The 13,481-nt window shown below is 69.0% G+C and carries 13 protein-coding genes; 1 reads left to right on the top strand and 12 read right to left on the bottom strand.

The window, feature by feature from the left end; genetic code table 11:
* The first annotated feature begins 98 nt into the window (after positions 1 to 98).
* On the top strand, positions 99 to 536 hold the full coding sequence (locus tag ACPEH1_RS13900) for a DUF4124 domain-containing protein (protein ID WP_312706887.1): 438 nt from the start codon (positions 99 to 101) through the stop codon (positions 534 to 536).
* Between the two features lie 32 nt (positions 537 to 568).
* On the opposite strand, the gene ACPEH1_RS13895 is transcribed toward ACPEH1_RS13900, so the two are convergent.
* From ACPEH1_RS13895 to ACPEH1_RS13840, 12 genes are all read right to left on the bottom strand, one after another.
* Positions 569 to 1,507, bottom strand: coding sequence for a hypothetical protein (locus ACPEH1_RS13895; RefSeq protein WP_423715945.1), 939 nt, complete (start codon positions 1,505 to 1,507; stop codon positions 569 to 571).
* A 99-nt stretch (positions 1,508 to 1,606) separates the two neighbouring features.
* Positions 1,607 to 1,948: an isochorismatase family protein gene (locus ACPEH1_RS13890; RefSeq protein WP_423715944.1), complete on the bottom strand. Its 342-nt coding sequence runs from the start codon at positions 1,946 to 1,948 to the stop codon at positions 1,607 to 1,609.
* A gap of 97 nt (positions 1,949 to 2,045) precedes the next feature.
* Positions 2,046 to 2,921 (bottom strand): pirin family protein, encoded by an 876-nt coding sequence (locus ACPEH1_RS13885; RefSeq protein WP_153164020.1) that lies wholly within the window; start codon positions 2,919 to 2,921, stop codon positions 2,046 to 2,048.
* 266 nt (positions 2,922 to 3,187) lie between these two features.
* Positions 3,188 to 4,501, bottom strand: coding sequence for a serine hydrolase domain-containing protein (locus tag ACPEH1_RS13880; RefSeq protein WP_229296400.1), 1,314 nt, complete (start codon positions 4,499 to 4,501; stop codon positions 3,188 to 3,190).
* Between the two features lie 109 nt (positions 4,502 to 4,610).
* Positions 4,611 to 5,330 (bottom strand): DUF2968 domain-containing protein, encoded by a 720-nt coding sequence (locus ACPEH1_RS13875; RefSeq protein ID WP_026071028.1) that lies wholly within the window; start codon positions 5,328 to 5,330, stop codon positions 4,611 to 4,613.
* A gap of 107 nt (positions 5,331 to 5,437) precedes the next feature.
* Positions 5,438 to 7,567, bottom strand: a complete 2,130-nt coding sequence (locus ACPEH1_RS13870; protein WP_423715950.1) for a TadG family pilus assembly protein — start codon at positions 7,565 to 7,567, stop codon at positions 5,438 to 5,440.
* Between the two features lie 58 nt (positions 7,568 to 7,625).
* Complete coding sequence (locus tag ACPEH1_RS13865) at positions 7,626 to 8,066, bottom strand: DUF3613 domain-containing protein (RefSeq protein WP_423715943.1); 441 nt, start codon at positions 8,064 to 8,066, stop codon at positions 7,626 to 7,628.
* A gap of 11 nt (positions 8,067 to 8,077) precedes the next feature.
* The gene (locus tag ACPEH1_RS13860) at positions 8,078 to 8,941 is read right to left on the bottom strand and encodes a Flp pilus assembly protein TadD (protein ID WP_423715942.1); all 864 of its coding nucleotides are present in this window, start codon (positions 8,939 to 8,941) and stop codon (positions 8,078 to 8,080) included.
* A gap of 17 nt (positions 8,942 to 8,958) precedes the next feature.
* Positions 8,959 to 9,906 carry a type II secretion system F family protein gene (locus ACPEH1_RS13855; protein ID WP_166473067.1) on the bottom strand — a complete coding sequence of 316 codons (948 nt, stop codon included), beginning with the start codon at positions 9,904 to 9,906 and terminating at the stop codon, positions 8,959 to 8,961.
* Positions 9,907 to 9,919: 13 nt separating this feature from the next.
* On the bottom strand, positions 9,920 to 10,852 hold the full coding sequence (locus ACPEH1_RS13850) for a type II secretion system F family protein (RefSeq protein ID WP_423715941.1): 933 nt from the start codon (positions 10,850 to 10,852) through the stop codon (positions 9,920 to 9,922).
* Positions 10,853 to 10,854: 2 nt separating this feature from the next.
* A complete protein-coding gene (locus ACPEH1_RS13845) occupies positions 10,855 to 12,207 on the bottom strand; it encodes a CpaF family protein (RefSeq protein ID WP_166473066.1) in 1,353 nt (450 codons plus the stop codon).
* Positions 12,192 to 13,466, bottom strand: coding sequence for an AAA family ATPase (locus ACPEH1_RS13840; RefSeq protein ID WP_243746250.1), 1,275 nt, complete (start codon positions 13,464 to 13,466; stop codon positions 12,192 to 12,194). Before ACPEH1_RS13840 ends, ACPEH1_RS13845 begins: the two co-directional genes overlap by 16 nt.
* Between the last annotated feature and the right edge of the window lie 15 nt (positions 13,467 to 13,481).

Below are 13,481 nucleotides of genomic sequence, written 5' to 3'. Positions count from 1 at the left end.
AACAGCGCGGCGTTGTACGGTTGCGACGCACGTCGGCACCTTATCCAGCCCCCCTCGGCGATGCTGCCGGCACGATGAAACAGGGGAGCGTGGGGCGAATGAACAGGATGATCTGGAGCGTACTTGTGTGGCTGGCCTGCATGCCCGCGCATGCCCAGACGGTGTACAAATGCGTGTCCGCCGGGCAGGCGCGGTATCAGTCGGCGGCGTGCCCGGAGGGCCGCACCGAGCAGACCTGGAGTGCGGTACAGCACCGCCCGGTGCGTTACTACGCCGCCTATGTGGAAGCGCTGCGACGGGAGCTGAAACGTGACGCTGCCGCGCGACGTGGCCGGCAAGCGATGCCTGCCGCCCGCCGTGGTCGCGCCACGGCAGCGCCGGGGGTGCGCGGCCATCTGATCTCCGTGCATCGCGATCCGCAGGCCTGCGCTGCGGCCCGGCAGCGGCGCGAAGCGGCGCATCGCGCGGCGGGGCTGACGCGCGACCTGGCGCTGTCCCGGCGCCTGGACGATGCGGTGTTCGAGGCGTGCCGGTGAGGCGGGGTGCGGGGTTGCAGCTGCGAGAACGATCAGGCGCGCGCGCGGGCGCGCGGCTGGGGGCGCGGCGTCCTGCGCGCGAGCAGCAGCGGGCGCGCCAGCCAACGTGCGAGCAGGTACTGCACCAGCAGCGACAGCGCGATGACGGCAGCGGCGGTCACCAGATTCAGCCACGGCCGTTCGGCGGTGGCGGCGACCAGAGCGACGAGTCCGGCCAGCGGCGTGAGCAGGGCGAGCGCGGCCGTGCACGCCAGCAGGGCCGCGGCCGCGCTGCGCGCGGGCGGCACCGGGGACACCAGGCCGGCCAGCCCGTCCCACACGCCGCGCGTGCCGACCACGGCGATAGCCACCAGCAGCATCGGCATCGCGATACGGATCGGCAGCGGCACCTGAGTGGGCACATACGAGATCAGCGGAAGATCCATCAGGCTTGCCAGCAGGAATGTCCAGCCGCTCCACATCGCCAGCAGGCAGGAGGGCCCGAACACGGCCACCACGCCGGTGCGGACATCCGCTGGCCGGGTGGTGCGGGCCGGGTGGCCGGCCTGTACCGCGGCAAACATGGCAAGGGTCAGCAGGCTGGCCCAGCCAAGCAGTTCGGCCCCGTGTACCAGCACCGGGGCGAGCGGACCCAGCGGCTGCAGCAGCCCGGAGAGGGCCAGGCCGGCGGCATGCCCTGCAATCAGCAGGCCGACGAACACCAGGCCGGCACGCCAGCGGTGATGCAGGTCGTGGAGGCCGAGGGCGTGGGTCAGCACCACGCCGATCAGCCAGGTCAGCAGCAGGGGTTCGGCAGCGCGCTCGACAAACGCCAGGGTGCGGCCTGTCCAGAGCGGTGCCGGCAGGGGGGCCGTATCGGCCGACAGCGGCATCCACGGCGGGTACCACTGCCACAGTGAACCCGCCAGCAGGAACGCAAGCGACAGCAGAGTCGCCTGCAGGGGCAGGCGCAGTACGGGCACCCCGGGCATCGTCGAATCTGTTCCCTGTGTTCGTCGATGCTCAATCGTGCCGCAGGCGCGGAGTCCTGCCAAGTCCGCGCCTGCACATTCACCTGTTGGGGAACCGGCTTACGGGGCGCGGTCGTAAGCGAACTGGATGCCGGCCGTGCCGCCGGTCCGGATGAACAGATCGATGAAGGCCGGTACCGTGTCGCTGCGGTTCCAGTCGCGCTGAAGCTCGCAGAACAGCTGCGTCACACTGATCAGCACACCACTGGCCTGCTCGATGCGGCGCAACGCGGCATCATGCGCGGCCAGCGAGGTGCCGCCGACGGCATCGACGACCACGTAGACCTCGTAGCCTTCGCGCAGCGCATCCAGCGCAGGGAAGGTCAGGCAGGCTTCGGTCCACAGTGCGGTCATGATCAGCTTGCGCCGGCCGGTCGCTGGCGGGATCGCGGATCGGTTCACTGGCCATGATGGGGCTCCTGGGGGATGACGCGTTGGCAACGCGGGCGGCAGGCCTGCGCTGAGGGGCGCGGCCGTGCAGAGCGCACGGCCGCAGGGGTCAGTGCGGGGTGGCGGCCATGCGGCCGAAGCGCCCGCTGTTGAAGTCGCGCATCGCCTGGGCGATCTCGGCGTCGGTGTTCATCACGAACGGCCCGTGCCCGACGATCGGCTCGTTGATGGGTTCGCCACTGAGCAGCAGCACGGTGGCGTCCGTATCGGCCACGATCGAGACACCTCGACCGTCGCGATCGAGGATGACCAGCTGGGCCTCATGTGCGACCTGCTGGTCGTTGACGGTCACGCTGCCCTTGAGGACCACCAGCGCCAGGGTGCGACCGGCAGCGACCTCCAGCAACGTCTGATGACCCTGCTTGAGGCGCAGGTCCCAGACATCCATCGGCGTGAAGGTCCGGGCGGGGCCGGCGTGGCCCTCGAAGCTGCCGGCGATCACCCGCACGGTGCCGGCCCCGTCGGGCAGGGCAATCCGTGGAATGTCGCGGTCGAGCAGAGTCTGGTAGCCCGGCGTCGCCATCTTGTCGGCCGCCGGCAGGTTCACCCACAGCTGCACCATGTCCAGCGTGCCGCCGCTGCGTGCGAACGACGAGGCGTGGTACTCCTCGTGCAGGATGCCTGCGCCGGCGGTCATCCACTGCACATCGCCGGCGCCGATATGGCCACCGGCCCCGGTGGAATCGTGGTGCTCCAACTCGCCCTCGTAGACGATGGTGACCGTTTCGAAACCGCGGTGCGGATGCTGCCCCACGCCGCGGCGCTGGTCGGTGGGCTCGAACCGGTACGGGCCGGCGTAATCCAGCAACAGGAAGGGGCTCAGGTGCTGGCCGTGCGTGGTGTAGGAAAACAGCGAGCGGGCCGGGAAGCCATCGCCGACCCAGTGCGGGCGGGGGGCGCTGTAGACGCCAAGAACCTTCTTCATAGGGATCTCCATCCCGGGCGTGCCGGGCGATTTCTGTTGGAGATCACAATATTGGTGGAACGATAGGGGCGGTAGTAGTCAGATTATGGCCTGACCGTCCTATGGCGTGAACGATGGCATTCACCCGGCCGCCAGGCCACCGGCGCGTCGGAAATGCAGGCTGCGGTTCCGTCGCGCAGTGCGGCCGGCACCCACGTCGGGCAGACGCCGACACTCCGCATCCGTCGCACGTGATGCGAGGTGGGGAGGGGCGACCGAGTGTCCTGTCAGGGCGTGACCATCAGAGCGCGTGCGATGGCGTCGAACGCGGGCAGGGTGATGGGATCGTTGGCGCTGTTGCTGGCGGTGGGATGCGAGGCGAACCGGGCGATCACCACGCGCGCGGTGGGGTCCACGTACAGCGCCTGGCCGTGCACGCCGCGTGCCATGTAAGCGCCGTGCGGGTTGTGGGTGATCCACCACATGCCGCGGTAGCTCCAGCCGGGCAGCTGGGCATACCCGGCGCGGGCGAAGGCCGCTTTGTCGCCACCGGCGCGGATGCGCGCAATGGCCGCCGCCGGAATCACCTGGCGCCCGTCGATGCGTCCGTCGTCAAGCAGCAGTTGCCCGACCCGGGCGAGGTCGAGCAGACCGGCGTTGAAACCGCCCCCGGCGTACGGCGTGCCGCTGGAGTCCACGGTGAAATAGGCGTCCTGGCTGGCACCCAACGGACGCCACACGCGGGACTCGAGCAGTTGGGCCACCGACTGGCCCGAACGACGGGCGATGATCCAGCCCAGCACGTCGGTATTGACCGTGCGATAGCCGAAGGTCTCGCCATGCGCGCCTTGCGGGCGTACGGTTCGCAGATAATCGTAGTAGCTGGTGGGGCCGCGGTAGCCCGGCGGGTGCGGCAGGGTGCTGCCGGCCGCCGCGTACTGCCACACGTCGGCGTCGGGATCGGCATAGTCCTCGCTGTAGCGCAGGCCAGTGGTCATCTCCAGGATCTGCTTGACCGTGGCATCGCCGAAGCCACTGCCGTGCAGCTCGGGCACGATGGCATCCACGCGGGCGTTCTCGTCCAGGGTGCCGTCGGCGACCAGGATCTCACCGAGCAGGCCGGTCATCGATTTGGTGACGGACATGGCGCCGTGCTGCCCTTCGGCATCCAGGCAGCCGCTGTAGCGTTCATAGACGACGACGCCGTCGTGCAGTACCACGATGCCGTCGGTGTAGGTGGCATCCAGCGCGTCTGCCCAGCGCATCGGCGCGGTGGCCCCCAGCGGGGTGAATGTCACGGCGTCCAGCGCGCTGTCGAGGCGGCGCGTCATCGGGCGTGCGGCGCCTTCGCCGCGGCTGACGCCCACGGTGGGCATCAACTGGCGGAAATGGCAGACCGTCCAGCGCAGCTTGGGGAAGGCGAAGTAGTCCTCGTCCGTGTAGCGGATGCGTTTGTCTTCCGGTGGTGGTGCACCCTGCATCCAGCCGAGCGCGACCGGATCGGACTGCGCGGCCGTCAGTGGCGGCGCAGCCACGGCGGTGACGGTGACGAGCAGGGACAGTACCAGGCCCACTACGGGTCGCAGCGGCGGGAAAGGCATCGGCATTCCTTGCGTACGATCGAACAGTGATCGGGGATCAGCATAGCGCACGGTGCGCACTGTTCGAGCAACGCTCCCTGGCAGGCAGGGAGCGCGCGGCCCGCAGGTGTTACGGGGTGCCCGACTGGCCTGACGGGGCAGGTGCCGGAACCGGTGCTGCCTCCGGCGTGGGCAGCGACAGCTCGGGATTGCCCTGCTGGGCCTGCAGCAGCTGGATGCGCTGGTTCAGCGCGTCCAGCTCGCTGTGCGTGCTGCGCAGATCGGTGCTCAGGCTGACCGCCTGCTGCTTGGCTTCCTGCAGCGATGCGCTGACCTGCAGCGACTGCTGGCGTTGCAGCTCGGCTTCCTGCTGCAGGCTCTGCAGGCGCTGGGCGTTGTAGGCCACCAGATTCTCGGTGTAGCGCTTGCCGGCCTGCAGACGCGTGGTGTCGATATACACCTGGGCCAGCTCTTCGGTCTGCTGCACGAACGTGCGGTAGACCTTCTCTGCGTTGTCCACCGAATCGGTCTTGATCACCCGCCAGAACTCTTTTTCGTGGAACAGCGCCACGTAATAGTTCAGCGTGCTGGTGTTGAACAGCAGGCTCGCGCCGTAGCTGCCGTTGTAAGTGGTGCGCAGCTCGGTCAGCTGGCGCGAGTCCACCAGTTGCCGCAGTTCGTCCACGCTGTTGCGCACCGTGGGTACCGGACGCTGCGCGGGTTCGACAGGCGCTTCGGCGCGCGGCGCCCGCGCGGCCAGCACCTGCGGTGCAGCCGTGATCAGCAGCAACAGCATCCCACCGGCGAGCGTACGCCTGGTGGCGGAATCAACCCCTTTTCTCTCTCGCATATTCAGGCCATCCACGAATGGATTCAACGGTGATGTGAAGTCCCCGCGGCAGTCTAGCATGCAGCGGGGCGGGGTCCGCACGCCCCCTGCGCGCGGGCGGGAGCGGCTCAGTAGACCAGCTGCGCAGGGCTGCAGTTGATCGACTGCAGGTGCACGTCGGTCCGTCCCAGTTCCAGCCCGAGCACCTGCGCCAGGGTCTGGGTGAGCAGCGTACCGACGCCGTTGAGGATCGGCTTGAGCAGGTCCAGCACCGGTTTCAGGCCCAGGCACAGCAGCCCGCTGCACGCCACCGTGTCGGTGGACGGGTCGACCACGCTGCCGCTGCCCTGGAAACTGTCGAGCACGCCTTCCTCGGCGGTCTGCAGGTAGGACGCGAGGTTGCCTTTGACACAGGCGTTGTAGGCCAGCAGACCGGTGAGCAGGCTGTTGCAGCGGTTGATCACCAGGCCCCCGAGCAGCGTGCCGAGCACGCCGCCGAGCAGGCCCTGTCCGTTGCCGGTGACCGCGGCCTCATAGCCTTCCCAGACTGTGCCGTCGCGGAAGCATGTGATCAGGCCGCAGGGATACGGCACGCCCTTGGGGATGTTCCAGGTGCCGATCGGCTCGATACCGCGTGCAGGCGCACCGTTCTTCAGCAGGTCGATGGTGGCGTGCACGTCGTACTTTTTTCCCGGATCCGGATTGGCGGCCTTGAGGTACTGCTCGGCCAGACGGTTGGCGGTTTCAGCCGTGCCGAGACCTTTCGGTGCGGGATTGAGCACGTTGCCCAGCACGCGCAGCAGTTCGTTGACCAGTGCGGCGACTGTATCGCCGAGCAGGGCGGCGTTGATGCGGGTCGAGGCGGTTTCGCCGGCGGCGAGGGTGACGCTTTCGGCATGGGTGAGTCCGTTGAGGCGGATCTTGTCGTTGACCAGGGTGGCGCCAAGCAGGGTCAGCATCTGTTCGTTCTCCAGCGTGGTTTCGCACACGTTGCGGGTGGAGAACCGGTTGGCCGGGTCAACCCTGCCCACGCAGGCGCGCAGCACGGAGGACTCGACGTTGATGGTGGCCGTGGGGGGCTGGGCACCGCACTGCAGTGCGGTCAACGTGCCCATTGCGTTGGTGACATCGGCGTAGATCGGCAGATGCAGGCGAACGCCGAGGGTGGACAGGATCGGGCCGAGTCCCACCAGATTATTGCTGTCCACATCGACGTTCAAACGCACCTGCGCGTTGTAGGCGCGCGTGCCCACGCCGCCGATGGCGATGGACGGCGGTTCGATGATGGCCGCCTTGGCGTTGACCAGGCCGAGCACGCTGAGGTTGTCCACGTCGACCCCGCGCCCGCCGTTGGCGATGCTGATGCCGGTGGTGAGCAGGTCCATCACATTGACGTCGGCACGCAGTGCACTGGAGGCCGGGCCTTCGGGGGCCACGATGCGTGCGAACAGGCCGCTGCCGGCATCGCTGGAGCCAAGCTGCAGGTTGGCCTGGTCGATGTTGATCTGCGTGGCCAGCGCATCTTTGAGTGCGCGCAGGTCGACGTTGGCCACGCCGCTCTGTGCCAGTACCGTCGCGGTGGCATCCAGCAGCTGGCCCAGCGAGATGCGGTTGGCGGCCAGCAGCCGGTTGAACTCGGCGATGCCGATGTCGGCGGCGACCTCGATGCCGAGCGCCTGCAGCAGGCCGCCGGGGGTGATGTGCGCCTGGGCCAGGCCGTCGTAGCCGAGCAGGGTGGTGCGGTCCAGGTCCACGCCCACCAGCCGCAGCACATTGCCGAGCGGGGTGTTGCCGTTGACCCGCAGCAGCTGCGAGCCGACGCTGAACACGGCGGTGGGCTGGGCGCGCATTGCAACGGCCTGGACCTGCAGCGTGGGCAGGGTCGTGTTCTGGCCGAAGAACGGCAGTACCGAACGCTGCGCCTGTACGCGCACTGCATTCAACGGCGCCTGCGGGCCGAGCGTGGTGGTGAAGTGATCGGCGGCGGGGTTGGCCGGATTCCAGTTGCCGCACTGCACCTGCACCGTGCCGGGGAAGCGATTGGCAGTGATCGCGTTGCCGCGCGCCGCGCTGTTGTCGGCCTGGTTGGCCGCGCACAGTTCCAGCCGCTGCGCCCCGGCGAGCGCGGCCAGGTCGGCCACCTTCTGTGCATCTCGCTTGGCCCAGTACAGGAAGCCGATCTCCACCAGGCCCAGCATCATCACCAGGCCCAGCATCACCAGCATCATCGTCACCGACATGCCGCCGCGCTGCTGCATGCGCAGCACACGGGGGGCCGGGCGGGGCGCCCCGGCAGGGCCAGGTACGTTCATGGCATCAGCCTCCGTCGTTGGACCCGGAAACATCCTTGCGCACGTTGGTCTTCATGTACTCGGGAATCTCGTGCTCGAAGCTTTTGAGGTAGCGCGCGTAGCTGGCGGCCGCCTGGTCGCCGAGGATCGGCAGCCGCGTGCCGGCGCTCGTGCCGGCGGCCTGGAGCTGCAGCAGCGCGCGCGTGGTGTCGCCGATCCGGGTCGGTGCCGGCGCTGCAGATGCCGGCGCACGCGGCGGTTGCCAACCCGCGTCGTTGTCCGGAGCCGGCACCCCAGGCGCAGGTGCGCGCGCGGGCGGCGTCGGCGTCGGCAGGGGGGGCTCGGCGAGCATCCTGCCGGTCAACGGGGGCTGCTGGGCACGGGCATCCACTGCCAGCAGCAGCGCTGCCGCCACCCCAAAGCCGGTCAACGCGCGCAGCGCGGGTGCGAATGCGATCCGGGTCATGACGTGCTCGTTCATGGTGTGGTCCCCGTGGTGGTATCGGTGGCGCTGAAGCGCTCCAGCATGGAAGGCGCCAGGCGCGCATCACCGCTGGCAGACGGGCGGTTGGCGTCGCCGGCCAGGCGGGTGCTGCGCTCGCGCGCTGGCGCGATCGCGGGCGCGACACGGGCCGGCGCAGCCGCGGCCGCAGTGCGTGATGCCGCGCGCTGGCGCAGCTGCTGGGCCAGGCGCTGGATTTCCTCGCGTGCGCCATCGGGCAGGCGGGCGTCGCGGATGATCCGCTCGGCGGTCCCGTGCTGGCCGCTCAGCAGTGCCCAGACCGCCAGGTTGGCATTGGCCTTGACGTTGCCGGGCGCCAGCTCGGCGGCCATCGCCAACGGCGCCTGCGCCCGGTCCCAGTGCCCGGCACGCAGCCGTGCAAATCCGAGGTCGCCGAGGTAATCGGTATTGAGCGGTTGCAGCTGCACCGCACGGGCCAGCGCGGTCTCGGCACGGGCGTCGTCGTCGCTGCGCGCGGCAATCAGGCCGATGCCGTGCCAGGCGGCTGCGGCCTGCGGGCCCGTGGTCAATCCGGTGTAGGCGGCGAGCGCGGCATCGCGCTGCCCGGTTTCGCGGAGGGCGTCAGCATGCAGCCGCCGCAGCGCCGGGTTGTCGCCGTAGCGTTGCCGGTAGGCATCCACATGCGCCAGCGAGGCGTAGAACGCGCCCTGCTTCTGCATTTTGGCGATCAGGTCCAGGTACAGCACGCGATCCTCCTGCGGCGGCACCTCCGGCGAGGCCTGGGCGATCGGGTCCTGGCGGTACGACGCCGGCCGCGTGGAGGCGCAGGCCGCGCACAGTGTGGCCAGCAGTACGACAGTGCCGAGGCGGGGCAACATGGGGCTTGGCATGGTCTTTACCCGATCCTGGTCAAGGCGGTGGCCAGGGCGATGATGGCCGGACCGGCCAGCACCAGCATCAAGGCCGGCAACAACGTCAGCATCATCACCACGGTCATCTTCACCGAGAGCTTGCCGACTTTTTCTTTCAGTGAACTGCGCCGCTGTTCGCGCAGACGCACGCTGAACTGCCGCAGCGGTTCCTGCACCGCGCCGCCGTGTTCATGCACCTGCATGATCAACTGGACCAGGCTGCGCAGGTCTTCGTCGTCGAACGACTCGCTCAACCGGCGCAGCGACTGCTGACGGGTGCGGCCGTGCATGTAGGCGATGTTGGCCTGGTGGATCTCGCGGCCCAGCACCGGGATCGCGTTGCGCAGTTTGTCGCCGAGGGTCTGCAGGCTCTGGTCCATGCTGAAGCCCACGCCCTGCAGCAGGCGCAGCAGGTCGATCAGCAGCGGCAGTTCGGCCGATACGCGCCTGCGCAGGCGCGTCGCCCAGGCGCGCAGCGCGAACTTGGGCAGCAGGATGCCGAAGGCCAGTGCGGCCAGCATCAGCATCACGCGGTTGAAACCGGTGCTGTCGCTGAAGGTGAGTGCCACGACCAGCGACACCACGGCCAGGACCAGCCGCAGGCCGAGGAAGATCGCAGTGCCGGTGCTGGTGTGCCAGCCGGCCTGGTCCAGCAGCAGGCGATCCTCCGGCGCCAGCAGTGCCTTCTCGATGCGGCTGCCACTGAAGCGCTGGCCGAACGCGGTCAGCCATGCAAGGCCATGCTGGCGTGCACTCGGCGCTGCGGCCGGCGCGCCGGTGGCGGCGGCGCTGTCGCGCGGACGCAGGGCCGACTGCAGGGCCGCTTCGGTAAGCTGCTGGTGCCCGCCGAGGATGAACCAGCGGATGCCGAGCAGGGCCAGCCCCGCCGCCAGCAGCAACAGGGCCGCAATCCAGTAGCCGGTGCTGGTCATGGATGCCCCCGTGTCATATCGATTTGGCCAGCCGGTACAGCAGGAACCCACCCGCGGCCTCCAGTACCAGTGCACCGAGCAGCAGCTTGTGGCCGAGCGGCTCGTGGATGACGGGCTGGAAGAAGTCGGGGCTGGCGATGGCCATCAGCACCGCGCAGATCGGCGGCAGCAGGCCCAGCACCCACGCCGACATGCGGGTTTCGGAGGTGGTGGCCATCAGTTCCTGCTGTGCCTGGTCCAGATCGCGCATGAAATCGGCCATGCGCTGCAGGATCTGGTCGGCGCGCCCGCCAATGCGCACGCTGACGCCCAGCACCACGGCCAGCACGTTGAGCGGCTCGAGCCGGTAGGGCTGTGAGGCCTGGGCAAGCGCGCGGTCCAGGTCGAGCCCGCTGCGGGTATGCGACAAGGTGGTATCGAGCAGACCGCGCAGCGGCATGGGTACCTGCGCCGTGGCTGTCTGGAAGGCCATCTGCAGGCTGTTGCCCAGCCCGGCCAGGCGGACCAGATTGTCCAGGAAGTCCGGCAACTGGCGCAGCAGGCGGCGCTGCAGGTTGGCGATGCGCCGGCTCAGCCAGAACCACGCCACCAGGGTGCACAGCACCAGCATGATCGGCACCATCCACCACGTGCCCAGACGCGCAGTGGCGATCCATGTCGCCAGCAGGCTCATTCCCACCACCAGCAGCGGTACCCGCCAACCGGTGGGCAGGGCGGCCCGCCGCAACAGCGCATCCCACGGACGCTCGCCGCTGGCCCGTGCACCGCCGGTGGGCGCGGTGCCCGGTTCCGGCAGGGCGCTGCCTGGCCCGCCACGTGCCAGCCGCTGTTCGGCATGCTGCAGCGACACCTGGCGCTGCTCGCGAGCGCTGGCGCCGCTCCACAGCGCCAGGGCTGCAGCGACCAGCACCAATGCCACACTGGCCAGGAGCAGGGTGAAGACCATCGTCAGTAGCCTCCATCCAGGGCCTCGCGCAACTGCCGGCGGAACGGTTCGAGCTTGTGCGAGTGCGGCTGGAACCCGAGTCCGATCCAGCGATCGTGCTCCTTGCCGTCGGCATCGAACTGCACTTCGTGACGGAACATTTCCTGGGTGGTGATCAGGTTGTCGCTGACGCCGGTGATTTCCGTGATCGACACCAGAACGCGGCGACCGCTGCCGAGGCGGGAGATCTGCACGATGAAGTCGATGGCGCTGGCGATCTGCCGTCGCAGGCTGTCCTCGCTGCCCTGGAAGCCGGCGAAGCCGGCGAGCATCTCGATGCGGTACAGGCAATCGCGCGGCGAGTTGGCGTGGATGGTGGCCATCGAGCCGTCATGGCCTGTATTCATCGCCTGCAGCATTTCCAGCACTTCGGCGCCGCGCACTTCGCCGACCACGATCCGGTCCGGCCGCATGCGCAGGCTGTTGCGGACCAGATCGCGGATGCTCACGGCGCCGTTGCCATCGGCACCACCGATGCGGCTCTCCAGACGGACCACATGGGGATGGTTGAGCGACAGTTCGGCCGTGTCCTCCACGGTGATCACCCGCTCGGTGGGCGGTATGTAATTGGCCAGCGCATTGAGCAGCGAGGTCTTGCCCGAGCTGGTGCCGCCGGAGACGAGGATGTTGCATCGACCCAGTACCATCGCATGCAGCAGCGCCTGCATGGGGCGGTCGAAGGTGCCCATGCGCAGCAGTTCGTCCGGGGTGAACGGATCCTTGCGGAACTTGCGGATCGATACCATCGGACCGTCGACGGCGAGCGGGGAGATGATCGCGTTGAGGCGGCCGCCGTTGGGCAGGCGCGCATCCACCATCGGGTTGGATTCGTCCAGACGCCGGCCGAGCGGGGCGAGGATGCGGCGCAGAATGCGCAGCAGGTGGCTGTCATCGCTGAAGCGCTGCGGTGCGCGCTTGAGCATTCCGCCCTGGGATACATGGATGTCCTTGTAACCGTTGATCAGGATGTCCTCGATCTCCGGGTTGTGCAGCAGGTCGTCGAGCGGGCCGAAACCGGTCAGCTCCTTGACCAGCGCGGCGGCAACGATGTCCTTCTCGATCTCGTTGATCGGGATGCGCCACTCCTGCACGAACGCGGCGGTCTGGGTGTGCACGTAGCGTGCGACCGTGTCCGGCGCCCAGGCGTCGATGTCGATGCGTTCGTCCTCGATCGCATTGAGCAGGTGTTCGTGCGCCGCGATCAGGACCTTCTGGTACTCCTCGGACTGCTCGAACGGCAGCACCGCCGCGCCCGGATCGGCGGGCGGATCGTGGCGCGCGGCGGGTGCCGCGAACGGGGTCACTTTGTCTTCCATTGGCTACCACTCAGACGAAGGGCGAGGTGTTCCCGCCAACTGCGTGCCGCAGGGGCAGCGGCGGGATCCAGTCGGGATAGCAGCGGGGCCAGGGCGCGTAGATACGGATCGCGTGGAGCCTCCTGCAGCAGCAGCCGGCCGTGGCTGGCCGCCGAGCGCAGGCGGGCGCGGTCGGGCAGGGTGGCCAGCAGTGGCAGGCCGAAGCGGGTGGCGATCTGTGCCGGGCTGATGCCACTGGCATCGTCGAAGCGGTTGATCACCAGTTGCAGACGCTTGTCGCGTGCACCGACGCGCTCGAGTTGGGTCAGGGCCTGATCGAGGGAGACCAGGGTGCCGATCGCCTGATCGGCAACCAGCCAGATGTCGTCGGCGCTGTTGAGCAGCGACACCGGAATCTGGCGCACGCAGGCGCCGCCGAGGTCGCACAGCAGGGTGTCGAAGATGCCACGCAGCCGCTGCATCAGTACGGCCGGATCGGCCATCGGCGTGCCGTCGGTGCCGGCCGCCTGACCGAGCAGCGCCAGGCCGGCCGGGTGACGCGTCATGGCCGTGCGGGCAAGCGTGGCATCGATGCGGCTGGCATGGCGCAGGGCATCGTCGTAATGGAAGCTGCTGTCCAGGTTGAGGTACAGCGCCAGGTCGCCGGCCGGTTGCGCGAGGTCGAGCAGCAGCAGATGGTTCGCCACGGGCGGCGGATCCTCCTCCTGTGCCAGCAACGGACTGTGAGCCTGCTGGGCGAGCACGCCCAGATGCGCGGCCAACGTGCTGCAACCGACGCCGGCGCGGACGCCCAGCAGCAGGACCATGCGCGCCTTGTGCGCGACTGCCGCAGGGGCGCGAACCGATGCATCCGTGGCGCTGGCGCGGCGCAGCACCGCCTCGATCTCGTGCGGCGGGGCATCCAGGTCGATCAGATCGCGCAGCCCGGCGCGCAGGGCTGCCACCACCCCGGCGAGCTGGTCGCTTGCCGTGGAGCCCACCGCCACCAGGGGCAGCTCCGGTGCCTGTGCCTGCACCTGGCGCACCAGCGCGGCGGAGAAGGCGGCCTGCTCGTGGCGGAAGTCCAGCAGCAGCACACAACCGGTATCACGCAGGGGTTCAAGCGCGGCGGCAGGCGCGCCACTGTCCTGCCACTGCACGTCGGCGGCGGCGGGCAGCAGCGGCGTCAGCCGCGACACCAGGTCACGATCCGGCGCGTACAGCACCAGCTTCATGGCCGACTCCCGGGGGTGAACCAGATGCATGGTGGCGGTGGACATGGCGGGGGGCGTCCT

It is taken from the genome of Stenotrophomonas sp. NPDC077421, from assembly GCF_049545505.1.
GTDB classification, from domain to species: Bacteria; Pseudomonadota; Gammaproteobacteria; order Xanthomonadales; family Xanthomonadaceae; genus Stenotrophomonas; species Stenotrophomonas nematodicola.
The sequence above is the reverse complement of the archived record's forward strand: the minus strand, read 5'-3'. Positions and strand labels throughout refer to the sequence as shown.

Excerpts from the sequence above, each read along its gene's own strand:
- ACPEH1_RS13900 (WP_312706887.1), top strand. The coding sequence starts at position 99 with ATGAACAGGATGATCTGGAGCGTACTTGTGTGGCTGGCCTGCATGCCC.
- ACPEH1_RS13895 (WP_423715945.1), bottom strand. The coding sequence starts at position 1,507 with ATGCCCGGGGTGCCCGTACTGCGCCTGCCCCTGCAGGCGACTCTGCTG.
- ACPEH1_RS13885 (WP_153164020.1), bottom strand. The coding sequence starts at position 2,921 with ATGAAGAAGGTTCTTGGCGTCTACAGCGCCCCCCGCCCGCACTGGGTC.
- ACPEH1_RS13880 (WP_229296400.1), bottom strand. The coding sequence starts at position 4,501 with ATGCCTTTCCCGCCGCTGCGACCCGTAGTGGGCCTGGTACTGTCCCTG.
- ACPEH1_RS13875 (WP_026071028.1), bottom strand. The coding sequence starts at position 5,330 with ATGCGAGAGAGAAAAGGGGTTGATTCCGCCACCAGGCGTACGCTCGCC.
- ACPEH1_RS13870 (WP_423715950.1), bottom strand. The coding sequence starts at position 7,567 with ATGCAGCAGCGCGGCGGCATGTCGGTGACGATGATGCTGGTGATGCTG.
- ACPEH1_RS13865 (WP_423715943.1), bottom strand. The coding sequence starts at position 8,066 with ATGACCCGGATCGCATTCGCACCCGCGCTGCGCGCGTTGACCGGCTTT.
- ACPEH1_RS13860 (WP_423715942.1), bottom strand. The coding sequence starts at position 8,941 with ATGTTGCCCCGCCTCGGCACTGTCGTACTGCTGGCCACACTGTGCGCG.
- ACPEH1_RS13855 (WP_166473067.1), bottom strand. The coding sequence starts at position 9,906 with ATGACCAGCACCGGCTACTGGATTGCGGCCCTGTTGCTGCTGGCGGCG.
- ACPEH1_RS13850 (WP_423715941.1), bottom strand. The coding sequence starts at position 10,852 with ATGGTCTTCACCCTGCTCCTGGCCAGTGTGGCATTGGTGCTGGTCGCT.
- ACPEH1_RS13845 (WP_166473066.1), bottom strand. The coding sequence starts at position 12,207 with ATGGAAGACAAAGTGACCCCGTTCGCGGCACCCGCCGCGCGCCACGAT.
- ACPEH1_RS13840 (WP_243746250.1), bottom strand. The coding sequence starts at position 13,466 with ATGTCCACCGCCACCATGCATCTGGTTCACCCCCGGGAGTCGGCCATG.